Source organism: Fumia xinanensis (assembly GCF_014384905.1).
In the GTDB taxonomy this organism is placed as follows: domain Bacteria; phylum Bacillota; class Clostridia; order Oscillospirales; family Ruminococcaceae; genus Fumia; species Fumia xinanensis.
Genome location: NZ_JACRSV010000002.1, coordinates 420077 through 441864 on the forward strand (window position 1 = coordinate 420077; position 21788 = coordinate 441864).

General features: G+C 54.1%; 17 protein-coding genes. 9 read left to right on the forward strand and 8 right to left on the reverse strand.

The window, feature by feature from the left end; translation table 11 throughout:
* Positions 1 to 572: 572 nt before the first annotated feature.
* Complete coding sequence (locus H8710_RS08515; RefSeq protein ID WP_249295059.1) at positions 573 to 5855, forward strand: DUF4855 domain-containing protein; 5283 nt, start codon at positions 573 to 575, stop codon at positions 5853 to 5855.
* Between the two features lie 183 nt (positions 5856 to 6038).
* Here H8710_RS08515 and H8710_RS08520 read toward each other — a convergent pair whose 3' ends face one another.
* The 6 genes from H8710_RS08520 to H8710_RS08545 all read right to left on the reverse strand — a co-directional run bounded on the left by H8710_RS08520 (position 6039) and on the right by H8710_RS08545 (position 11126).
* Positions 6039 to 7739, reverse strand: coding sequence for an FAD-dependent oxidoreductase (locus H8710_RS08520; RefSeq protein WP_249295060.1), 1701 nt, complete (start codon positions 7737 to 7739; stop codon positions 6039 to 6041).
* Positions 7736 to 8056 carry a rhodanese-like domain-containing protein gene (locus H8710_RS08525; protein ID WP_249295061.1) on the reverse strand — a complete coding sequence of 107 codons (321 nt, stop codon included), beginning with the start codon at positions 8054 to 8056 and terminating at the stop codon, positions 7736 to 7738. The genes H8710_RS08520 and H8710_RS08525 overlap by 4 nt, the downstream gene beginning before the upstream one ends.
* Positions 8053 to 8364, reverse strand: coding sequence for a thioredoxin (trxA, locus tag H8710_RS08530; protein ID WP_249295062.1), 312 nt, complete (start codon positions 8362 to 8364; stop codon positions 8053 to 8055). Before trxA ends, H8710_RS08525 begins: the two co-directional genes overlap by 4 nt.
* A 91-nt stretch (positions 8365 to 8455) precedes the next feature.
* The gene (locus tag H8710_RS08535; RefSeq protein ID WP_249295064.1) at positions 8456 to 9124 is read right to left on the reverse strand and encodes a Crp/Fnr family transcriptional regulator; all 669 of its coding nucleotides are present in this window, start codon (positions 9122 to 9124) and stop codon (positions 8456 to 8458) included.
* A gap of 306 nt (positions 9125 to 9430) precedes the next feature.
* Entirely contained in the window at positions 9431 to 10042 is a 612-nt protein-coding gene (gene safA, locus H8710_RS08540) for a SafA/ExsA family spore coat assembly protein (RefSeq protein WP_249295066.1), read from the reverse strand.
* Between the two features lie 418 nt (positions 10043 to 10460).
* Positions 10461 to 11126, reverse strand: a complete 666-nt coding sequence (locus tag H8710_RS08545) for an HAD family hydrolase (RefSeq protein ID WP_249295068.1) — start codon at positions 11124 to 11126, stop codon at positions 10461 to 10463.
* Positions 11127 to 11440: 314 nt separating this feature from the next.
* On the opposite strand from H8710_RS08545, the gene H8710_RS08550 reads away from it, so the two are divergent.
* From H8710_RS08550 to ptsP, 3 genes are all read left to right on the forward strand, one after another.
* Positions 11441 to 12685, forward strand: a complete 1245-nt coding sequence (locus H8710_RS08550; RefSeq protein ID WP_249295070.1) for a fructose PTS transporter subunit IIA — start codon at positions 11441 to 11443, stop codon at positions 12683 to 12685.
* Between the two features lie 39 nt (positions 12686 to 12724).
* A complete protein-coding gene (locus H8710_RS08555; RefSeq protein WP_249295072.1) occupies positions 12725 to 14107 on the forward strand; it encodes a PTS fructose transporter subunit IIC in 1383 nt (460 codons plus the stop codon).
* Between the two features lie 84 nt (positions 14108 to 14191).
* Positions 14192 to 16219 (forward strand): phosphoenolpyruvate--protein phosphotransferase, encoded by a 2028-nt coding sequence (ptsP, locus tag H8710_RS08560; RefSeq protein ID WP_249295073.1) that lies wholly within the window; start codon positions 14192 to 14194, stop codon positions 16217 to 16219.
* Between the two features lie 260 nt (positions 16220 to 16479).
* On the opposite strand, the gene H8710_RS08565 is transcribed toward ptsP, so the two are convergent.
* On the reverse strand, positions 16480 to 16707 hold the full coding sequence (locus tag H8710_RS08565) for a helix-turn-helix domain-containing protein (protein ID WP_249295074.1): 228 nt from the start codon (positions 16705 to 16707) through the stop codon (positions 16480 to 16482).
* 300 nt (positions 16708 to 17007) lie between these two features.
* On the opposite strand from H8710_RS08565, the gene H8710_RS08570 reads away from it, so the two are divergent.
* From H8710_RS08570 to H8710_RS08590, 5 genes are all read left to right on the forward strand, one after another.
* Positions 17008 to 17712: a triose-phosphate isomerase gene (locus H8710_RS08570; RefSeq protein WP_249295075.1), complete on the forward strand. Its 705-nt coding sequence runs from the start codon at positions 17008 to 17010 to the stop codon at positions 17710 to 17712.
* A gap of 118 nt (positions 17713 to 17830) precedes the next feature.
* The gene (locus H8710_RS08575; protein WP_249295077.1) at positions 17831 to 18328 is read left to right on the forward strand and encodes a secondary thiamine-phosphate synthase enzyme YjbQ; all 498 of its coding nucleotides are present in this window, start codon (positions 17831 to 17833) and stop codon (positions 18326 to 18328) included.
* 293 nt (positions 18329 to 18621) lie between these two features.
* Positions 18622 to 19176, forward strand: a complete 555-nt coding sequence (gene hxlB, locus H8710_RS08580) for a 6-phospho-3-hexuloisomerase (protein ID WP_249295078.1) — start codon at positions 18622 to 18624, stop codon at positions 19174 to 19176.
* A 103-nt stretch (positions 19177 to 19279) separates the two neighbouring features.
* Positions 19280 to 19921: a ribulose-phosphate 3-epimerase gene (gene rpe / locus H8710_RS08585; protein ID WP_249295079.1), complete on the forward strand. Its 642-nt coding sequence runs from the start codon at positions 19280 to 19282 to the stop codon at positions 19919 to 19921.
* A 222-nt stretch (positions 19922 to 20143) separates the two neighbouring features.
* Entirely contained in the window at positions 20144 to 20938 is a 795-nt protein-coding gene (locus tag H8710_RS08590; protein WP_249295080.1) for a DeoR/GlpR family DNA-binding transcription regulator, read from the forward strand.
* 142 nt (positions 20939 to 21080) lie between these two features.
* On the opposite strand, the gene H8710_RS08595 is transcribed toward H8710_RS08590, so the two are convergent.
* Positions 21081 to 21740 carry a Crp/Fnr family transcriptional regulator gene (locus tag H8710_RS08595; protein WP_249295082.1) on the reverse strand — a complete coding sequence of 220 codons (660 nt, stop codon included), beginning with the start codon at positions 21738 to 21740 and terminating at the stop codon, positions 21081 to 21083.
* Positions 21741 to 21788: the final 48 nt, after the last annotated feature.

Below are 21788 nucleotides of genomic sequence, written 5' to 3' on the forward strand. Positions count from 1 at the left end.
GGTACACGGATTTTGGACTAGAGGGCGACGGTTTCATCTGCCTTTGCCGCACCGGCATCAACAGGCCAAATTCCTCTCACAATAGGAACTATGCCGCCTTTTGCCAAATTGAATACTTTGGATGATAAAAGGCAAAAACACCGGCTGAGACTGCGAAAGAAGTAAAACTTACTGCTGGAACATCATTAGGATGCAATGACGTCGAATGTCCTTTATTCATATTTTATGGTCATTATAGATAAAATTTGATTACTAAATTGTTATATAGTCGTGTAATATTGCGCCAATTTTTTATAAAAAAGTAGAAAGTATGCGCATAAAACAAATATAAGACTATAAAGTAAATAATAGACTATTTTTTATTCAAATACAGAATATATAATTAGAATGACCCGTGGAGATGAACTGAGTGGGTAAAAGATATTTTAGTTTTCAGTCAAAAGGAGAAGGGAGAAATCAGTATGTTTACAAAGTTTTTCAAACGGCGTTTGGCTTCCTGTTTGTGCTTTGTACTGGCAGCAACGTGTATTGTCAGTAGTTTGCCGCCCGGGATAACGGGGGGCGGATACCAGGTGTCCGCGGCAGAACAGCATGAGAGGAACTGGGCTCTTGGGGCGTCTTATGAGATGCAGTACAAAAATCACCACGATTATGACGACCCGGATTTTACAAAATTAACAGATGGGCAGTATACAAACGGATATACAAATACTCTGCTTGTATTCGGCTGTCGGTGGGATACCGGATATATTACCATGGATCTGGGACACCCGAGGACTTTGAGCCGGGTCGTCATTTCCGGCTACGAACAGCAGGATATCGGCATCGGGATTATGCCGGAAATATTGGTAGAATACTATGACGAAGAAGCCGGGGATTGGAAGCTGGGTACTACCTGGAACAACTCACCGCATTTTACCGGCAACAAAAACGACGGGCCTGGCATAGGGTACGGTTCCTATAAAGAAGAAAGAGATGTAAATTTTACCGCGTCGAGAATTCGCTTTACCTTAAAGGGAATGGAGAACGGATGGATCTCCTATGATGAAATCGAACTGTATGGCCCTGTGGATGAGACTATCCCAAGCATTCCCATCTTTGAACAGAATCTGTCCCGGGACAAAGGCGTTGCCCTCGGCGGCGAAACTTCCTTGTCCGTGTCGCTTAAACCGATGGAAATTGGTATGGGGACCATCACTTATGATTGGTACAAAGACGGCGTAAAAATCGAGGGAGTCGACTCCGATACCCTGACCATCACTGATGCGGCTTTTGAGGACGCAGGATCCTATTATGTAGTCGTCACCAACACCATTGGGGATTTGACGGAAACGGTGACCAGCAATACCTGTAGCCTGGTGGTTCAGGAGGCTTCTAAAGATAGTCTGCTGTACGGCATTCCCTTTACTACCTCTATGACCTACGGAGACGCTAATAAGGGCGAAGGAAACTACATAGAGCGGGATCCGTCCATGCCGGCTGCAACCATGCTGACCGATGGGATGAGATCTGACGGAAATGTGGGAAGCATTTATACCGCATATTATAACAAGGGCTATGGCTCGCTTAGCTATGCTGATTTCGTCTTTGATATGGGCGAAATGAAGCAGTTTGAGCAGCTGAACCTGAGCACTCTCGGCGGTGCGTCGGGAATTTTTGGCCCAAGCCGATTCCAGGTGTATATTTCAAGCAGCGCGGGCGAGGAGCCAACCTGGAAATTGATTCACGATGTGGAATTAGCCGAAGATTTAGGTGTCCACGAGTATATCTATAAGACGAACGGCGGCAAAATAGCAGCCAGACAGATAAAAATCAATGTGTTTTTCTCTAAGAAGCAGCTCCAAAACTGGATCGGTCTGGATGAGATCGAATTGCTTCAGACAGCGGATGGACGGGAACCGGACGGTATCTTTTCCACCGGCGGATACGTCCCCGCGGATAAAGACAACATAGTGTCTTGGGGAAAAACCTATTCGGTGAACAAAAACTCAGAGGATGACCCGGATTTGATCGCCCTGACAGATGGACGGACTGGCGATGAGCTTCTGAACAACTGGATCAATTATCCGGCGTCCAGCGGAAATCTGGAAGTTGTCATCGATTTGGGCGCGGCAACTGCTTTTGAACAGGTGGACGCAAACTTCCTGTATAACGCGGAAGGTGCCGCCAGATGGCCCCAATGGATCCGGGCAGAATACTCAAATGACGGTTCCAATTGGAAATCGGTCGGACAGGTGGACCTGGGTTCTCCTGCCGCTGATGAAACCGAGATCGCCCACGGGCAGATTGTGGCTGAGCAGCCCATCAGCGCCCGCTATGTGAAGCTCACTGTTCCTAACAGCGATGCGATAGCGTTGGATGACGTGATGGTTTTGAAACACAAAACATTTATCGTTGCGCCGCAGGAGCCGGACGTGACCGTTGACCCCAGCAACTTGGCATATGGGCGGCCCTATACTACGGCATGGCCTGCCAACGCCTCTTATCCGGATGACAATTACAAACTGACAAACGGAAAGAGAGGCCGTCTTGCATATAACGATCCTGAATGGGTCGGTTACCATATGAACGACGGCAAAAAAGAAGGATTGACCGATTTTTATGCTACCATTGATCTGGGCTCGGTTCAGAGCTTTGAACAGGTCAAGGTGGGTAGCCTGAGGCAGCAGGGCCCCGGTATTTCCTCCCCCACGGCAATGAAGGTGGAATACTCCTCCGATATGCAGAATTGGAGCACTTTGTCCGACGATGCCTTGAATTACGAAGGGGATTCCGTCAACCGGTATGTCGCCACTGCCGACAAAGCGATTTCCGGGCGGTATGTTCGGGTACATATCGTAGGCGTCAGTTGGTTTTTTATTGACGAAATCGAAGTGTTGCAGGTGGCGGACGACAATCCGGACGCCAATGAAAACCCGGATTACGGCGCTGAACTGAATTTGCTCCGGGGAAATAATACTTATACTATTTCACAAAAACCCGCAATTAACAACTTGGGTGGTCTGCTGACCGACGGAAAATACGGTGTGACCTATACCCAATACGACCAGAACTGGATGGGCTTCACCACGCCGGGACACGTTGTGATGGACTTTGATTTGAGAGCTCTCTCTTCTGTGTCCCAGATTATCGTGAGCTCTAGAAAGGACAGCGGAAATAAGCAGACGATTCCAGAGAACCTCACCATTTTTGCTTCTTCCAACGGGGTCGACTGGATCAATCTTGCATCCCTGAGTGGAGTTCGTCCGGCAGACGGAGAAAACGTCAACCTCACTTGGGATGCTTCGGTGAATAAATTCCCCAATCCTTATTTCGATGATGCGGAATATGCCTATATCCGCTACATCCGCGTGGAATTCGACGTGCCGGCCGGCGGCAATGCCGTCTATCTGGATGAAGTCAAGGCAATCGGTAAGCTGGGACAGTGTTCCAAAGCGGGTACTCCTTATATTCTCGATGAGGACGGCTCTCGCAATCTGGCGATGGGAACTTCCTACACCTATTTCCCAGAGGGGGCGACTAACAGCTACTCTGATGCCACAATGACAAGGTTGACTGACGGCGTTCAAGGCAGCGCCTCCTTCGGCGACGGCAAATGGGTCGGCTTCAACCGCACCGACTGCGCGATTGCAGGAGATATTATCCGCAGCGCCAAGCAAATCCGCTCTATTATTGTGGATTTAAATGACTTGAAAACCATCAAATCCGTTACCTACGGCAATGCTGTAAACAAAGGAGCAGGAATTCCCAATCCAGCAAATACCAAGCTCTTTGTTTCGGTAGACGGTGAAAAATGGCTGCCGATGACCAAGAGCACATCAGCTGGCAAAGCGGTTCCAGACGGAAGATACACCTATGGGTGGCACAACGAGGACATTTCTGAAAACGGCGCAACCATCATTGACTTGCTTCCGGAAAACGAGATGATTATCGCTAGATATGTCCGGCTGGAAGTAGAAGTAACGGGATGGACCTTTGTTGATGAAATTACGGTACAGGGTTACGACGAACTGAAGAGCGGTGTGGCTTATGCAGACAACGGTACCGTGGCTTTGGACGGTCAATTCCTGCAAACAGGGGAAAATACCGGCGATGTCCAAGATATGGTACTCTGCTACACCGGCTGGTATGGATTTGACGCTGAAGGCGGCGAGGCTGTAGGCGATTTAACGTTGACTAAACTGCGTCCGCTGCTGACCTATATCGACGAGAATAACAAAGCGGTAGATACTATGTTTGACACCGTGCTGCTGCTGGCGCTAAAATCCCAATACGGCCGCTATTATGCCGACAGCAGTCAGGCGCTAGCAAATGCCACTGACTGGCATTGGTTTATGGATAAGACCTTTGATGAGGGCGGTGACATGGACACTCTGAACGAAGCGGCAAGAATCGCTTCTGGGGAGCTTAACGACCCCAACTATAAGGTCAAGATGGTTTTGATGTACCCGACCGCTTACAATAAAGAACAGCCAAAATTCGGTTCTCTGGACGGAGAGCGGAATCTCACCTTCCGAACCGAAGATGATTATGATTACGCTCTTAATTGGTGGATCAACGAGGCCCTCAGCCGTTTTGAAGCGGGCAACTACGAATACATCGATTTTGTGGGATTTTATTGGCTGCATGAGGGTGCGGACGACGTTGTGTCAGAACAGCGGATCATGAAATTCAACGATGCTGTTCATGAAAAAGGAATGAAAACTTACTGGATTCCTTATTGGAACGCTTCCGGTACCTCCAGCGCTCATAACTACGGTTTCGATGCCACTGCATTGCAGCCCAACCACTTCTTCACCTACCGTGCCAACCAATCCGCCTATCTGCCCGGCACTATGGCAGAGCCTGTGAAGAACGGAAACCCGCTGATGGACACCTTCGCCTTCCGAATCAAGACCTTGGGCCTTGGTGCAGAGTTTGAAATTGAAGGCGACGCGTTCACGCAGGCAATCAAGTACAACGTTTTCCTCGATTATTTGAATAACGCAGAAAAACATGGATATGACGGTCCTGGAGTTTACCGCAACTGGTATTTGGACCGGCCGTTTGCACAGTCTGCCTACTCCGGAAATGCAGTAGTCCGTTCTATTTACGAATACTCTTATCAGCTGATGAAAGGCACCTATACCCAGAAGGAGTATATCGATCCTAAAGACTTCCCTACAGATCCCGATTTTGGCGGATTGTGGAGAGGCGATGGTGTAACAGGCGGCGGCTCCATCGGCGGCGGTTCTGGTTCCGGCGGAGGCGGAAGTGTCACCCCGAAACCCGATGATAAACCGGATCCCGAAACTCCTCCCACCGGCGACGACAACTACACCTGGGAAGAGACCGACGACGGCTACAAGCTGAAAGACGCTGACGGCGAGTATGTCACCGGCTGGGCCAAAGTGTCCGGCAAGTGGTATTATCTGGGCACAGACGGCATCCGGGCTACCGGCTGGCAGAAAGTCGATAACAAGTGGTACTATCTGAAATCCGACGGCGTGATGGCGACAGGCTGGCTCAAACTGGGCAACACCTGGTACTTCCTGAACGCAGGCGGCGTGATGCAGACCGGCTGGCTCTACAACGGAGGCGTATGGTACTACCTCTACAGTTGGGGCGGCATGGCAAACTCCGGCTGGGTACAGGTAGGAAACACCTGGTACTATATGAGAGGCAACGGCGCAATGATGACCGGTTGGCTGCAGCAGGGAAATACCTGGTACTACCTGAAAGAAAGCGGAGCCATGGCAACTGGCTGGAACTGGGTAAATGCTAAATGCTACTACTTTAACGCCAGCGGCAAAATGGCGGCAAACACCACCGTAGGCGGTTACAAGTTAGACGCTTCCGGCGCGTGGGTCAAGTAGCCCTTAAGGATTTGCTAATAACGATAGCAGTTGCCGTTTTCGTATCGGCCTGTATTCGTTAAATCTCCTTCATCTCCTATATTTGAGAGCGATAATCTCCTCAGCTCTCAAAAACAAAACCGGCTGGTTTCTTCCAGCCGGTTTTGCCTTGTTTATAAAGAGGTTTAGAAACTGTTTTTCCTGCTATTTCTCAATTGCTAAGCCGCAGGGATGGGCAGGAGCGGTGTCGAATCCACCGTTTTGTTTGACCAGGTCGTAGAACCGCCAGCCGCCGGAAAGGTTATAGCAGTCGTAGCCGTGGCCGCTGAGAATCCGGCAGGCGATATAGCTGCGAAGGCCGCTCTGGCAGTTGACGTAGACAGGTTTTGAAGGGTCCAGCTCACTGAGATGTTCCCGCAAAACGTCCACCGGGATGTGGAGGGTGCCGTCGATGTGGCCGCGGGCGTATTCCTCGTCGGTGCGGGTGTCCAGCAGGGTAACGCTGCCGTCTTTGGGGAGGGCGGGAACGTCGTGCCAATGGTACTGCTTGACGGTGCCGTCCAAGACGTTAACAGCGGCGAAGCCCGCCATGTTCACCGGGTCTTTGGCGGAAGAGTAGGGGGGAGCGTAGGAAAGCTCCAGCTCTTCTAAATCATAGACCGTCATACCGGCCCGGATAGCGGTTGCTAAAACATCGATCCGTTTGTCCACGCCCTCGAACCCGACGATCTGCGCTCCCAGGACTTTGCCGCTTTGGGGGTCGAAGAGGGTTTTCACCGTCATATTGCTGGCACCGGGGTAATAGGTGGCGTGGCTGGCTGTAAAGGTAATTACCTTGTCATATTCGATTCCCGCTTTTTTAGCGGCGTCTTCATTGATTCCGGTGGCCGCCACCGTCATGTCGAAGAGCTTGAGGACCGACGAGCCCTGGGAACCTTTGTACCGGCTATCCCGGCCGCAGATGTTGTCGGCGGCGATACGGCCCTGTTTGTTGGCGGGGCCGGCCAGGGGAATGAGGGTTTCCGACCCGGTGACAAAATGGCGGACTTCCACCGCGTCGCCCACGGCGTAGATGTCGGGAATAGAGGTTTCCATCCGGTCGTTGACGGCGATAGAGCCCCGCTGGCCCAGCCGCAGTCCCGCTTCTTTGGCCAGATGTGTCTCCGGGGTGACGCCGATAGCGAGAATGACCATATCGGACGTGAGGGTCCGGCCTTTGTCCAAAATGGTGCGCAGGCCGTCGTCAGCAGGCTCAAAGCCTTCTACCGAGCTGCCCAAAAACAGGCTGACGCCCTTGTCTTTCAGGTAGGCGTGAACGCCGCAGGCCATGTCGTAGTCAATGGGGGACATGACTTGATTTAAACGCTCCACCACCGTCACCGACAGGCCCAGATGGGTCAGGTTTTCCGCCATCTCAAGGCCGATGAAGCCGCCGCCCACGACCACCGCTCTTTTAGGTGCGTTTTCTTCCACGAACCGGTGGATGCGGAAGGTGTCCTCCACTGAGCGGAGGGTAAAAATCCTCTCATGGTTGATGCCGGGGAGGTTCGGGCGCACCGGTTTTGCGCCGGGGGAGAGGATCAGCTTGTCGTAGCTTTCCTCGTATGTGGTGCCGTCGCTGAGGCGGCGGACGGTGACTGATTTCTGTTCCGGGCGGATGGCGAGCACTTCGTTCTGTACCCGGACGTCTACATTGAACCGGCGCTTGAAGCTCTCCGGCGTCTGTAGGGTCAGGGCCTTTTCGTTTTGGATGGTCCCGCCGATGTAATAGGGGAGGCCGCAGTTGGCGTAAGAGACGTAACCGCTCCGTTCCAGTACGATGATTTGGGCGTTTTCGTCCAAACGGCGCAGTCGGGCCGCCGCGGTGGCGCCACCCGCCACTCCTCCGATGATGACAACTTTCATGCCGATTCTCCTTCCGCGATTTCACCGCGCCAGGATAAAATCCCGCCGATGTTTCGCACGTTTTTGTAGCCCATCTGTTCAAACAGAGCGCAGGCCCGGGCGCTCCGGCTGCCGCTGCGGCAATAGACATAGAGGCGGGCCTCCGGGCTGGGAGCTACGGCCTTTATGGCGTCCGTCCGGCCCAGGGGGAGGTTCACGCTGCCCGGAATGTGGCCTTCATCGTATTCCTCCGGGGTGCGGACGTCGATGAGGAGGCCGTCTGTGCGGCGGGCCTCCTCCACCCAGTCTGTGATGGATTTACGGGAAAACAGGTTCATCCGATCATCTCCTCCACCGCGTCTTTGGACCGCATGCCCACCGATTTGGCGGAAACTTTGCCGCCTTTGATGAGGATGAGGGTGGGGATGCTGGTGACGCCGAATTCCTGAGCCAGTTCCAGCTCTTCGTCGATGTTCACTTTGCCCACTTTGACGGAATCGCCGTTTTCTTCGGCGACCTCATCGATGACCGGCGAGAACATCCGGCAGGGGCCGCACCAGGGCGCCCAGAAGTCGAGCAGCACCGGCTGGTCGGAGGAGAGGACCTCGGATTTGAAATTCTTTTTATTGATGGTTAAAGCAGACATAGTAAATGCTCCTTTCGGTAACTGTGTTTTCGGTTTATGAGCCTATTATACGCCTGCTTTTTTTCGATTACCGTGACTTTATCACATAGGCCTAACGGAGGCTTTCCTGAGCGAGTCCACGGAGCTTTTTTTCGTCGGCAATGGTGATGCTGCCACGGGAGAGGGTCACGGCCCCCTCGGAATGGAGGTATTTGAGCATCCGGGTCACCACCTCCCGGGCGCTTCCCAGGTGGCGGGCGATGGCGTCGTGGGTGATTTTCAGCTCGGTTGCGCCGGTCAGGGCGCTTTCTTCCAGGAGAAAGGCCGCCAGCCGGGAATCGAGGCGCTTGTAGAGAATCTGGTCCATGAGCCACATCACGTCGGAAAACCGGGCGGAGATGAGTTCGTTGGTGTAGTTGGCTACCGGAGCGGATTCCTGCATCAGGTGGTGGTAGACCTTTGTGGGGATTTTATAGAAGGTGGTGTCCTGTTCTGCTTCGATAGAGATGTCGAACTGGATGCTGTTGAGCATACAGGAGGCGGAAAACAGGCAGATGTCCCGGCTCAAAAGCCGGTAGAGGGTGATTTCCTTTCCCTCGTCGGAGAGAATGAAGGCTCTTAGCTGCCCCGAAACGATCAGCAGCAGCCCCACGCAGTCCTCCGAGCCGTTGTGGACGATGGTGCCCCTTTGGACCCGGTGGGTGGTGGCGGCCCGGGAGAGGGTTTCCCTCTGGGTAGGAGTGAGTTTTTGCCAAAAGGGCAGGTAGGTTTCGATGGACATGGCGGCGCCTCCTCGGTACACATTGAAAATACCTTTATTGTACCACATTTTAGTCCTATACAAGAAGTCCGGTTTTGCCGCCGTTGAGCGAGCAAAATTGAGGACGAAGTCCTCAAAGGGCTTCTTCGGCGATAAACGCAGTTTACCTGCGTTTATTGTACCACAATTGGAGGGAAAAAGAAGCGGATTTTGACGATTTTTCGAAAAATCCAATGGGCGGCTCTTTCCTTATATAATAAAGAATCAGGTTTTCCAAAAAGAAAAACCGGACGAACGCTTTTGCGCTTCGCCCGGCAGTTTTGTTTTTTAACCGATGAACATCTGGGTCCAGTAATTGCCGCTGGCCACGTATCCGACGCCGATTTGGGTAAAACTGGGGTTTAAGATGTTTTTCCGGTGTCCCTCAGAGTTCATCCAGCCCTTGATTACCGCTTCGGGGGTGCTGTAGCCGTAGGCGATGTTTTCGCCGGCGGTTTTATAGGAAATTCCGAAGCTTTTCATCATGTCGAAGGGAGAACCGTAGGTGGGGCTGGTGTGGGAAAAGTATTTTTTATCTTTCATGTCCTGAGATTTGTAGCGGGCGACTCGGCTCAGCTCCCAGTTGGCGGTGAATTTGCGAAGCCCGTTCTGAACCCGAATCTCATTGACCAGGTCGATGACCTTCTGCTCGTAGGACGAGACGGAGGCATCCAGGGTGGGGACGGTGACGGCCTGTCCGGGGTAGATCAGGTCGGGGTTTTTGATCTGAGGGTTTGCCGAGATGATTTCGCTGGTGCCGACTTGGTATTTTACGGCGATTTTCCAAAGGGTGTCGCCGGAGACGACGGTGTGGGTTTTCGAGGCGGCCCCTACGGGCAGCGCCATGGTGGAAAACAGTGCGGTTGCGGCCAGCAGGGCCGCGATGAATTTGCGTTTCATATTTATTTGTCCTTTCTGGAATTGAACGCTTGCATTCGATTGGCTTTCCTTACTGGAAATTGTACCTTTACGGCGAAGCCGTGGAGGTGCAATTTCGGCATCAAACACTTGCGTTCCATTCAAAACTTCCTTTTTGAAATTGAATCTTTGCGGAGAAGCCGTGGAGATACAATTTCGGGATCGAACGCTTGCGTTCGATCCGATTCCTTGCTGGAATTTGCGCGTTTGCGGCAGGGCGCAAGTCCCGCTTAAAAAATTGAGGGCGAGAAGCTGCAAAAGCTCAAATATGTACAATTTTGCGGCTTTCCGCGCCGGCTGCTTTAAGCAGGTTTACTATAGCACATCTGTTGCATGGATTGCAAAGGTAAGTTATGGAAGCAGAAAGAGAGAAAGGAGGTTTTTCCCCATCGCTGCGGGCTTAACCGCGGATGTCGTTTTCCACAAGGAAATTTCTGACATCCAAAAGGCTGTCCATTCGGGCCAGGCAGATTTCGAGGGTTTCTTCGGTGGGGGAGATTAGGTCTGGAATGACGATGACGGGGATCCCTGCGGCGCGGGCGGCCTGGACTCCGGCTGTGGAATCCTCCAGGACGAGGCACTCTTCGGGCTGTGCACCCAAAAGCTCCGCCGCCTTCAAAAACAGGTCGGGAAAGGGCTTGACGTGCTCTACCATGCCGTCACAGACCACGGCGTCCATCCGGGAGAGTGCTCCGATGCCCCTCAAGTTCGCCATGGCCACCCGCTCCACATTAGAACTGGCGGCAGCCCGTCGAAGGTTTCGGCGGTCTAATTCCTCCAGAAGTTCAAAGAGACCGGGTTTGGGGCTCAAGCGGCCCTCCTGAACAGCGGCCTCATAGCGGGTCTCAAAAACGTCGTAAACGTCCTTTTGCCCGTCGATGCCTGGGTAGGTGTCGGTGAAAAGCCGGGCCCCAATCTTCTGGTCGACACCGATGGTCTGACGGTAAAAATCCAGAGTCATGTCGAGGCCCCGTTCTCGAAGAATCTCCCTAATGAGAGTAAAAGTGAGCTGTTCCGAATCTGCCATCAGCCCGTCAATGTCAAACAGGATGCATTTTGTGTTCATAAAATTCACCAGTCCTTTTTAATTGATGCAGCTCATAACATTTTGCTGCGTATTTGTCCCTTGCGTTGAGAGACAAACTTTCATGTCAAAATATAATCAATCACAAACAATCATTATATGAGAATAGCTCTATCATAGAATAGTTTTATAAAAATATCAATATTAATAATAAAATTTAGGTAAATATGCACGATGAATTCTAAGCAATATTGGTATACATACACATTGACGAAATAATTTTATGCGGATTATAATGAGCATAGAGACATAAACGTTCAAAAACGAAAATAAATAAACACAAAGGATGGAAGATTATGTTTGCCGAACAAAGGAAATCCATCATTTTGGATATGCTGAAATTAAAAGGGAGCGTCTCCCTTACAGAACTCACCGATTTGTTTGAGGTCAGCGAGGCGACTATCCGCCGGGATTTGACCGAGCTTGAAAAGCGAAACCAGCTCCAGCGCACCCACGGGGGCGCGGTGTCCACCAATTTATCCATTTTCGAGGCTGGTTACCTGGAAAAGGAACAGGAGTATCTGGAGGAGAAGCGGCAAATCGCTGAAATCGCGGCGTCCCTTGTCAACGACGGGGACACGGTTCTCTTGGATTCCGGTACTACGACGTTTGAGATCGCAAGGGCCCTCCGGAATAAAAAAATCACCCTCATTACAAACTCCGCTACCATTGTCACCGATGTAGCCGGGACCCCCGACAGCAATGTAGAGCTTATCTGCACCGGCGGCGTCTACCGGGCCAACACCCGGTCCTTCATCGGACCGGACGCGGAGAATTTTATCCGCAACATGGTCCCCGATAAGGTGTTCATTGCCGCAAACGGTTTCAGCACCCGGTACGGGGCGACGACCCCCAACCTGACCGAAGCCAGCATCAAGCGGGTGATGATCGAGGCGGGGAAAGAGGTCTACTTAGCCGTGGACAGCGGCAAAACCGGAAAGGATTACTTTTCGGTCATCGCAAAGCCGGAGGCGTTTCACGGAATCGTCACCGACTCCGGAATGGACGCGCTGACAATCAACGCCCTGCGTTCCGCCGGCATTTCTGTTATCAATGATGCTTCTTATCATATCACCAAAAACCAGGAGGACACGGACATGGACATTACGGAACTCTTAAAACCGGAAAACATGACCCTTGCGCTGCAATCCACAACCCGTGAGGACGCCATCGCCGAGCTGATGCATCTTTTGAACGCTTCGGGGGCGGTTTCCAAGGAGGAGGAGATGGTGCGCGCCGCTATGAAGAGGGAAGAGGAATTTTCCACCGGCATCGGCATGCAGGTCGCCATTCCCCACGCCAAAAGCCAGTATGTCAACGAAGCGGCCATTGCCTTCGGGAGAAGCGCCGGCGGCGTCGACTGGCCGACAGAGGACGGGGAAAATCCAAAAATGATTTTTCTCATCGTCGTGCCGATGGAGGCACGCAATCAGCATCTCAAGCTCCTGGCCCAGATATCCCGCAAACTGGTCCACGAGGAGGTTCGGAACAAGGTTTTGGAAGCGAAGAGCGCGGAAGAAGTCATTGACGCTCTGCGATAGGAATCGGAATGTATTCTTTTTATGAGGAGGGTAAAGGTTATGAAATTAGTTGCGATCACCAACTGTCCGACCGGGATCGCCCATACCTACATGGCTGCCGAAGCGCTGGAAAAGGCCGCCGAGGAACTGGGCGTTTCCATCAAGGTTGAGACACAGGGGTCCATCGGCGTGGAAAACGAACTGACGCCGGAGGACATCAGAGAGGCAAACGCCGTCATCATCGCATCGGGCGTGGCCACGGATATGTCCCGGTTTACCGACATTCCCGTGGTGGAATGGCCGGTGAGCAAAATCATCAAAGAGGCGAAACTGGCAGTGGAAGCGGCCATGAAAGTGGAACGGAAAGCCCCTGCCGCCGGTGGGCAAAAGACTGAACATGGCGGCTCCGCCATGGAAAACTTGGGCGCTCACAGTTCGGGTATCTTAAAGCACCTGTTTACAGGTATCTCCTACATGATCCCATTGGTTGCTGCGGGCGGCCTGCTCATCGCGGTGTCCTTCCTGTGGGGACTGGAACCGGCTGAAGGGTCCTTTGGCGCGACGCTCAATATGCTGGGCGGTGCGGCCATTTCTTTCATGCTGCCTATCATGTGCGCGTTCATCGCCTACTCCATCGCGGATAGGCCCGGTATCGCCCCTGGTTTGGCGCTGGGCTATATATGCGCAAACGTCATCGGCGCCGGTTTCCTGGGCGCCATCATCGCCGGCCTCGCCTGCGGTTACTTTGCGCTGCTGCTCAAAAAAGTCAAGCTGCCAAGGGCACTGGAAGGAATCAGCTCGGTGCTGTTTATCCCGCTTTTGACCATTCTCGTGGTGGGACTTTTGATGGTCTACGTATTGGGCGGCCCGATTTCCGCACTCATGGGCTGGCTCACCGACGCGCTGAAAAACCTGTCCACCACCAGCTCCATCCTGCTGGGCATCGTCATGGGCCTGATGACCGCTTTCGACATGGGCGGCCCCTGCGACAAGGTGGCCTATACCTTTGCCGTCGGCCTGCTGGCTGAGGGCATCACCGCTCCCATGGCGGCCAATATGGCGGCTGGCATGAGCCCCGCTTTGGGCCTGGCCCTCGCCACTGTTCTGTTCAAGAAAAGATTCAACCCACAGGAGAGAGAAGCCGGTAAAGTCGCCTGGGCTTTGGGCGCCTGCTTCATCACCGAGGGCGCCATCCCCTTCGCGGCGGCCGACCCGTTCCGCGTCATTCCGGCGACCATGCTGGGTTCCGCTGTAACCGGCGCGCTTTCGATGCTGTTCGGATGCACCCTGGCAGCTCCCCACGGCGGCATCTTCGCCATCGCGGTTCCCGGGGCGGTCGGAAACGTCTGGCTGTACCTCTTGGCCATTATCATCGGCGCTGTGGTCACGGCGGTCACGGTGAACTTCACCAAAACCATTGGAAAGAAAAAAGCAGCAGCATAGCAGTAAGATACATAACAACTTGGATTTGGGAAGTTTTCGAAGGGAAACTTCCCAAACTCATCTTTACAGCAATAGGAGATTACTATGATAGAGAAAAAATTTCGTTTTTCGGGGGAGGAGGGCTTTCACGCCCGGCCGGTTTCAGAATTCGTCGAAGTGGCGAAGCGGTTTGAGAGTTCCGTCGAGATCGAGTTCGACGGGGAAGTGTACGAGGGGAAAAGCCCTCTCTCCATTATGTGCGGCTGCATCGAGGACGGCTGCGTGTTCACGTTGAAAATAGACGGCCCGGACGAAAACGAGGCATTTGAAGCCATTTACGCCCGGATGGCCCTGTCGGTCGACCGGTATTTTGTGGACGCAGGGGAAGCGGACGGCGGCGCGGGGCAATCGGAAGAGAAAAAGGAGCCCGCCGCGCAAAATCCCGCCGGGGCCGTTGCGCTGTCGGGGGGAATCGCTATCGGCAAGACGATGATTTACCGCCGGAGCGAGCGGGAGTACGAGCAAAAGGCGGAAAACGTGGACGAAGAGACCGATAAGCTGTTCGCCGCCATCAAAGCGGTCCTCGACAAGCTCTGCCGGATGGAGCGGGAAGCCTCCGACGAAAACGCCGCCGGCATCCTCAAGGCCCACCGGGAGATCATCTCCGACCAGTCGTTCATCGAGTCCATCCGGGAGAAAATCGCCGCCGAGGGCTTTTCCTCCATCTACTCCATCCACCTGGTGGCGGAAGAGGTGCGGGGGCGGTTCGAGGCGCTCAAAAACGAGCGGATGCGGGAGCGGGCCGCCGACGTGAAGGACGTGTCGAACCAGCTCATCGACGAGATTATGGGCGGTTCTCAGGGCCTTCAGGTCGACGAGCCGGGCACCATCGTCATCGCCGACGAGCTGCTTCCGTCGGACACCATCCACTTAGACCCGTCGAAAGTGGCGGGATTCGTCACCGAAAAGGGCGGAAAGAACTGCCACAGCGCCATTGTGGCCCGGAGTCTCGGCATCCCGGCCATTTCAAACGTGCCGGACGCGCTGGACAGCATCCCGGACGGCGCGCCCATGATCCTCGATGGGGACAAGGGGCTTTATTTCCTGTTCCCCGACGAGAAGCTGAAAAAAGAGTATGAGGAAAAGCTCGCCCGGGAAAACGCCGAGCGGGAAAAGGACAAACTCTATCTCACCGGGCCGTCCCGGACGGCGGACGGGCGGGAGCTGGAGCTTTCCGCCAACATTTTCAGTGGGGCGGAGATGAAAAACGCCGCCTCGTTGGGAGCGGAGGGCGTGGGGCTTTTTCGGACGGAATTTCTCTATATGAACCGTTCCGACCCGCCGTCTTTGGAGGAACAGTTTGCCTGCTACAAAGGCCTTTTGGAGGCGGCGGACGGCCTTCCGGTGACCATCCGCACCCTGGACGCAGGCGGGGACAAACCCACCCCCTGCCTCAACATGCCAAAGGAGGAAAACCCGTTTTTAGGAGTGCGAGCCATCCGGTTCTGTCTGCGAAACGAGGGGATTTTCCGCACCCAGCTCAGGGCTCTTTTGATAGCGAGCGCCTGCGGCAGGCTGCGGATCATGTTTCCCATGATTTCCACGGTGGAGGAGCTTATAAAAATCCTCAGCCTCCTCGGGGAGGAAAAAGAAAAGCTGGAAGGGGAGGGGGTAACCCTCGGGCAGTATGAGGTGGGCGTCATGGTCGAGACGCCGTCCGCTGCGGTCATGAGCGGGGAGCTGGCAAGGCTCGTGGACTTTTTCAGCATCGGCTCCAACGACTTAAACCAGTACGTCATGGCGGCGGACCGGACCTCCGGGGAGCTGTCGGAATTCCACAGCGCCTACCATCCCGCCGTGCTGCGGCTCATCCGGTACGTGGTGGAGGCGGCGGAGAAAAACGGCGTCTGGGTGGGCGTCTGCGGCGAAAGCGGGGGCGACCCGCTGCTGATTCCGCTGTATGTAGGCATGGGCATCAAGGAACTGAGCATGTCGGCCCCGCGGATCGCCCAGGCCCGGCGGATCGTCAGCAACCTGTCCTTCGGGGAGATGAAAGAAAAGGTGGACGCGGTATTGAGCGCCGCCACCGAAGGGGAGCTGAAAAGCTTGCTGGAAGGGCTCCGGGCGGAGTAACGGTTTTATGAGGGGGCTTGACAGCCGCTCTCAAAATAAAGGAAACGCGGGGCTGACGTGTTGTCAGCCCCGCGTTTTGTGCTTTTTGCCTGCGGACGAGGCGATGCTACATCGATGAAATGCGGGCGGATATGGAATCCGCCCTTACCGCACTGATTCAAACATCATGGAATGCCATAGGGGGTAAATACCCATATCCGTCTGTTCTTTTCACGCCCACTGTAGAGGTGGCTATCAGCCGCCCGCCAATTCCCCCTCGGTTATTTTTTACACGGGGGATATGGCATCGGGTCGTCGGTCAGCTCTACCAGATAATCGGCGCTGACCCCGTAAAAGTCTGTCAACGCCATCAGCATGTCGGAGGTTAGATCCCGTTTCCCGGTTTCATATAGAGAATAGGCATGTTCACTGATTCCTAAATAATCTCCTACCTGTTTCAGGGTCAGGCCTTTTTCCGCCCGCAATTCGCAGAGCCTTCGAAAGCGCATTTTTATCACCTCAGCCTTATGATACAGGAAAAAATCTCGCTGATTAAGGGGATATGATCCCCATAACCAGATATTTTTGTGAGGCGTGCGCACAGGCGGTCAGCGGGAGCGGCGGCCGGACATCCTAAGACCTTCATCGCTCGTTTTTTGCCTAAAACTTTCCCTTTAGAAAATAATATTATGCTATAAAAATAATTTTTGCAAAATAAATAGAAAATATAATTGACATTTAAGAAAATAAGGTGTATTCTTTAGATAAGAAGAAGCGTCGTTGCAATCAAAATAAAAAGGAGTGATTTTGTGTATACAAAACGTTTGTTAAAACCGCCGTTTTTTGAAATCGGCCCCAAGCAGTACCTGTACGGAGACGAAGTACTGGAGCTGGCCCTCATCGCTGAGGAAGCGTCCAAAAAATACGATGTCCAGGTGATTTTCACCACCCCGTTCCCCGACATCAGAAGGGTGGCGGAGGCCACCGAGAACCTGATCGTCTTTGCGCCCTCCATGGACCCGATCCCCGTGGGAAGGGGCCTTGCTAACATCCTGCCGGAATCGGTGCGGGCGGCGGGCGCGGACGGCGTCATGTTAAACCACGTGGAAAAACAGCTTTCCTACCTGACCCTCAAAAACACCATGGACAGGGCCAATGAGCTCAATATGCTGAGTCTTATCTGTTCCGATTCCACCGTGGAGGCCAAGGCGGCTGCCCTGTTGGCCCCAACGGTCATCACGGCGGAGCCCAACGACCTGATCGGCACCGGCAAGGCCAGCGACCTTTCCTACATCCGCACCTCGGTGGACGCCATCCGCTCCGTCAACCCGGACATCTACGTCCTCATCGGCGCGGGAATTTCCTGCGGGCAAGACGTCTACAACGTCATCAAAGAAGGGGCCGACGCCTCCGGGTCGTCCAGCGCCGTGGCCTGCGCCAAGGATAAGCGGGCCATCGTAGACGAAATGCTGCAAGCCTGCCGGGAGGCCTGGGACGAGAGGACGGCAAAATAAACTTTCCATTTGGAAAGCAATTTAAATCACAGGATACATATATTTTCTATTTAGAAAACAATCATTTGTCACAAACGCGGGGACTCCCTGCGAAACTGAAAGTTTGGAGGAAAAAATCATGAAAGTTTACCGCAAAGCAATCGATGTACAGTCCGAGGGCCTGCACCCCACCTTCCACGACGTGACGAAACAGGTGAAGGAAATCGTCAAGGAATCCGGCGTAAAAGACGGCATCTGCGTCGTTTACTCCCACCACACCACCTGCTCCGTCATGGTGCAGGAATGCTCCCACGACCACACCTATTTCGGCTTGGAATTTTTACAGCAGGATCTCTGCAACATCATGGAAAAGCTGGTGCCCACCTGCCGGTATGAGGGCCAGTACCTCCACCCCGGCGAGAAGCACATCGAGTTTGCCTACACTGTCGGCGACGAGCCCTACGCTTCCCTGAACACCGACGCCCACCTGCGCTCCATCTTCTTCGGCCGCAGCGAGAGCATCGTCATTGCCGACGGCGAGATGGATTTAGGCCAGTTCGGCTACGTGTACTTCATCGACTGGGATCAGGTCCGCGCCCGTCCTCGTCAGGTTCAGGTGCAGATCATCGGCGAGTAATTCCCTCAAAATCCGCGGCGACGGTGGCGGGCCTCTCAAACCTCAGAAGCCCGCCCTCTCCGCCGTTTTTCCCTGAAAGAGGGGCGTGACTTGAAGCGCAATTGGTGCAGTAGTGGCAGCAGGAGTGGCCCGTCGTCTCTTACGCAGGGACGTGGTTTGAAACCGATAACCCTCCGCCCAAAACCAGGCTGCTGTGCCGCCCCTGACGCAGGGGATTCGATTGAAAGAAACCCACCGTGCCTTTCCCTCGGAAACGACGAAGGCAAGACACTCGGAAAGGAATGTGAATCTCAATGGAAACGCTGGATAACGCCGCACGCATTCTCGGCGATTTGCAGGATATTATCAGCGGCATCGACCCCGAAAAAGCCCAAGCGGTCCTGTCGGACATCCGCAGAGCAAACCGGGTGTTTGTGGCCGGGGCGGGGCGCTCCCTACTGATGATGCGCGCCTTCGCCATGCGGCTGATGCACCTGGGGCTCACCGTCTACGTGGTGGGCGAAACCGTCACCCCGGCCATCGGGGAAGGGGACCTGCTTCTCGGCGGGACGGCTTCCGGCGAGACGGCCACCTTAAAAGTCATGGCCCAAAAGGCCAAAAAGGCGGGCGCAAGGCTCGACCTGCTCACCATCTACAAAGATTCCTCCATTGCGAAACTGGCCGATTCTGTTTTGATCGTCCCCGCCGCCACCAATCAGGTGGAGGGCGGCAAAACTTCCTGGCAGCCCGGGGGCAGCTCCTTTGAGCAGAGCCTGCTTGTGCTGCTGGACGGAATGACTGCCGCTTTGGCTGGGCAGATGGGGATTCCCCTGTCCGGGGCTTTGGGGCTTCACGCCAATTTGGAATAGAAAATTCGTCCGGGAAGGCTTTCCCGGCTTTACGCACAGTCATTTGACGGAAAACTTGCGGCAGAGCCGCGAAAGAGCAATTTCCTGAAAGGAAGGAGCGAGAATGATTCTCTCCCCATCGTTATTTGCCGCCGACGCCGGCCGCCTGGATGAAGAAATCGCCCAAGTGGAACAGGCCGGCGCAGAATACCTCCACATCGACGTGATGGACGGGATGTTCGTGCCCAACCTCTCCTTTGGGCCCAACATCCTGTCCGGAATCCGTCGGAAGAGCCGTCTTTTTTTCGATGTCCACCTGATGATCGAGAAGCCGGAGCGGTTTCTCGAGCCCTTCATCCGGGAGGGTGCCGACGGCGTCACTGTCCATTATGAGGCGACGGATGCCCTCGACGAAATCGCCGGAATCTGTCGGGAACGGGGCGTCAAGTTCGGTGTCGCCCTCCATCCCCGGACGCCGGTTTCGGTGATCGAGCCCTGGACGGACGTTTTGGACATTCTGCTTGTCATGAGCATCGAGCCCGGGTTCGGCGGGCAGGCTTTTATGCCGGAAGCTGTGCCCCGCATCCGGGAGGCCAAGGCCCTGCGGGAGCGGAAAAACGCCCGCTACCTCATCAGCGTGGACGGTGGGGTGAATCCCGAGACTGCGGCCCTCTGCCGGGAGGCCGGAGCGGACGTCTTAGTGGCGGGCAGCTCGGTGTTCCGGGCGCAAGACCGAAAAGCGGCACTTGAACTGCTGCGCAGATAGTTGTATAATAAAATGGTTCTGTGTGGTTTTCGCCGCGCAGGCAATTGTGCTCATTATGCTGGCCCTTTATAAAAACGCTGATAGGGGAGCGAATTTCACGGCGGCTTCGGGCTGCTCTGTGTTCAGCGGTTTTCTGGGCGGCGGAAAAATTTATTTGTTCTATTCGGTACGACTGGCGGCCGGACGCCCGGCCCACGCGATAAATAAAATGAGGTGAAGAAAATGCCCCAAACAAACGGCCTGAAAATCGACGCGCGCCGCAAAAAAATACTGGAGCTATTGGAACGGGACGGAAAGGTGAAAATCTCCGACCTGAGCGAGCTTTTGGGGGCAACCGTCGTCACTATCCGCAACGACCTGGACGAACTGGAAAAAACCGGACGGCTGGAGCGGATCCAGGGCGGCGCGACTTTAAAGACTGCCTTTTCCGGCAACCTCCACGGCACTTATTTTGAGCGCTGCAAAGGGGAAAACGCTGATTTGAAGCAGCGGATCGCCGCCGCCACCGCCGCCATGGTCCGAGAAGGGGAGACGGTCTTCATTAACTCCGGCACCACGACGTTTTACACTGCTCTCGAGCTGAAAAAACGGAAAAACCTGAACATCGTCACAAACTCCATCTATATCGCCATCGAGCTGGGGGACGTCCCCTCCTTCCGGGTGAAGCTTTTAGGCGGCGACATCAACAATCAGTACCTATTTTTGTACGGTAACGAGGCACTGGATCAGCTCCGCTGCTACAAGGCCGACAAGACTATCCTTTCGGTCAGCGGCATCTGCGGGGGACAGACGGGAATCACCACCTTCCACGCGGAGGAGGCCTCCCTCGACCGGATGATGATGGAGCGCTCCCGGGAGACCATTGTGGTGGCGGACAGCACGAAGTTCGGCCACGAAGGGTTTTATCATGTGGCCCAGCCCGACCGCATCGCCAAATGTGTCACCAACGAAGGCGTGGACCGGAAGGCGGTGGAGAGCCTGCAGGAAATGGGTGTGGAGATCATCCTCGCCGATTGACCACGCGCAGTTTTTTTGATAAACACAAATAATCCGCCTGAGAACCAAGTTCTCAGGCGGATTTCTTATTCTGATTGGGCAAAGGGACCGGGCGGCGGAAAGTTTCTGGCAAAATACCGCCGGTTTTTGTGCAGTGCAGGCGCTACAGCAGGCGGAAACGGTTCCGGTCAAAGGCCAATATCCCCTCGTCCCGCATCCGGCACAGCTGGGCGGACATGGCGCTGCGCTCCACCCCCAGGTAATCGGCCAGCTCCTGCCGGTTAAAGGGGATGGCAAACTCGCTTCGGCCTGCCTTTTTTGCCTCGCCGGACAGGTAGGCCATGAGTTTTTCCCGGGTAGTGCGCCGGGAGAGAAGGTCTAACTTGCCGCTGAGATAGAGGTTTTTCCGGGCCATGACCTGGAGCAGGTTTTCGATGAGCAGCCTGTGAAAACCGCATCCGCTGGGGCAGGGAGAGAGGATTTTTTTGCAGTCCAGCAACAGGATTTCACTTTTTTCGGTGGCGAAAACGCTGACCGGCGCGGAGGGCACCCCGGCGCAGGCGAAAGTCTCGGCAAAAAGTTCCCCAGGACCTAAGTGGGCAACGATGTTGCGGTTTCCATAGTAGTCTTCCCGGACCACCTGAATTTTTCCCGACAGCACCACACCGATTGACTGTACCTTGGTTCCTTCCAGAAAAATCGCCTCGTTTTTTTGATAACAGGAAAATTGTGCGCCGAGGCATTGGAGCATCTGTTCCAAATCTCCTGGGGAAATTCCGGTAAAAAGAGACGTGTTCATCAAAGTTTCCTGAAATTTGAGCATAACGGTCCTTTCGTTGGAAAAACAACGGATTTTTTATTTTCATTATAG

Coding starts and splice junctions, on each gene's coding strand:
- H8710_RS08520 (WP_249295060.1), bottom strand. CDS start 7,739: ATGAAAGTTGTCATCATCGGAGGAGTGGCGGGTGGCGCCACCGCGGCG.
- H8710_RS08525 (WP_249295061.1), bottom strand. CDS start 8,056: ATGAACCTGTTTTCCCGTAAATCCATCACAGACTGGGTGGAGGAGGCC.
- trxA (WP_249295062.1), bottom strand. CDS start 8,364: ATGTCTGCTTTAACCATCAATAAAAAGAATTTCAAATCCGAGGTCCTC.
- H8710_RS08535 (WP_249295064.1), bottom strand. CDS start 9,124: ATGTCCATCGAAACCTACCTGCCCTTTTGGCAAAAACTCACTCCTACC.
- safA (WP_249295066.1), bottom strand. CDS start 10,042: ATGAAACGCAAATTCATCGCGGCCCTGCTGGCCGCAACCGCACTGTTT.
- H8710_RS08545 (WP_249295068.1), bottom strand. CDS start 11,126: ATGAACACAAAATGCATCCTGTTTGACATTGACGGGCTGATGGCAGAT.
- H8710_RS08550 (WP_249295070.1), top strand. CDS start 11,441: ATGTTTGCCGAACAAAGGAAATCCATCATTTTGGATATGCTGAAATTA.
- H8710_RS08555 (WP_249295072.1), top strand. CDS start 12,725: ATGAAATTAGTTGCGATCACCAACTGTCCGACCGGGATCGCCCATACC.
- ptsP (WP_249295073.1), top strand. CDS start 14,192: ATGATAGAGAAAAAATTTCGTTTTTCGGGGGAGGAGGGCTTTCACGCC.
- H8710_RS08565 (WP_249295074.1), bottom strand. CDS start 16,707: ATGCGCTTTCGAAGGCTCTGCGAATTGCGGGCGGAAAAAGGCCTGACC.
- H8710_RS08575 (WP_249295077.1), top strand. CDS start 17,831: ATGAAAGTTTACCGCAAAGCAATCGATGTACAGTCCGAGGGCCTGCAC.
- hxlB (WP_249295078.1), top strand. CDS start 18,622: ATGGAAACGCTGGATAACGCCGCACGCATTCTCGGCGATTTGCAGGAT.
- rpe (WP_249295079.1), top strand. CDS start 19,280: ATGATTCTCTCCCCATCGTTATTTGCCGCCGACGCCGGCCGCCTGGAT.
- H8710_RS08590 (WP_249295080.1), top strand. CDS start 20,144: ATGCCCCAAACAAACGGCCTGAAAATCGACGCGCGCCGCAAAAAAATA.
- H8710_RS08595 (WP_249295082.1), bottom strand. CDS start 21,740: ATGCTCAAATTTCAGGAAACTTTGATGAACACGTCTCTTTTTACCGGA.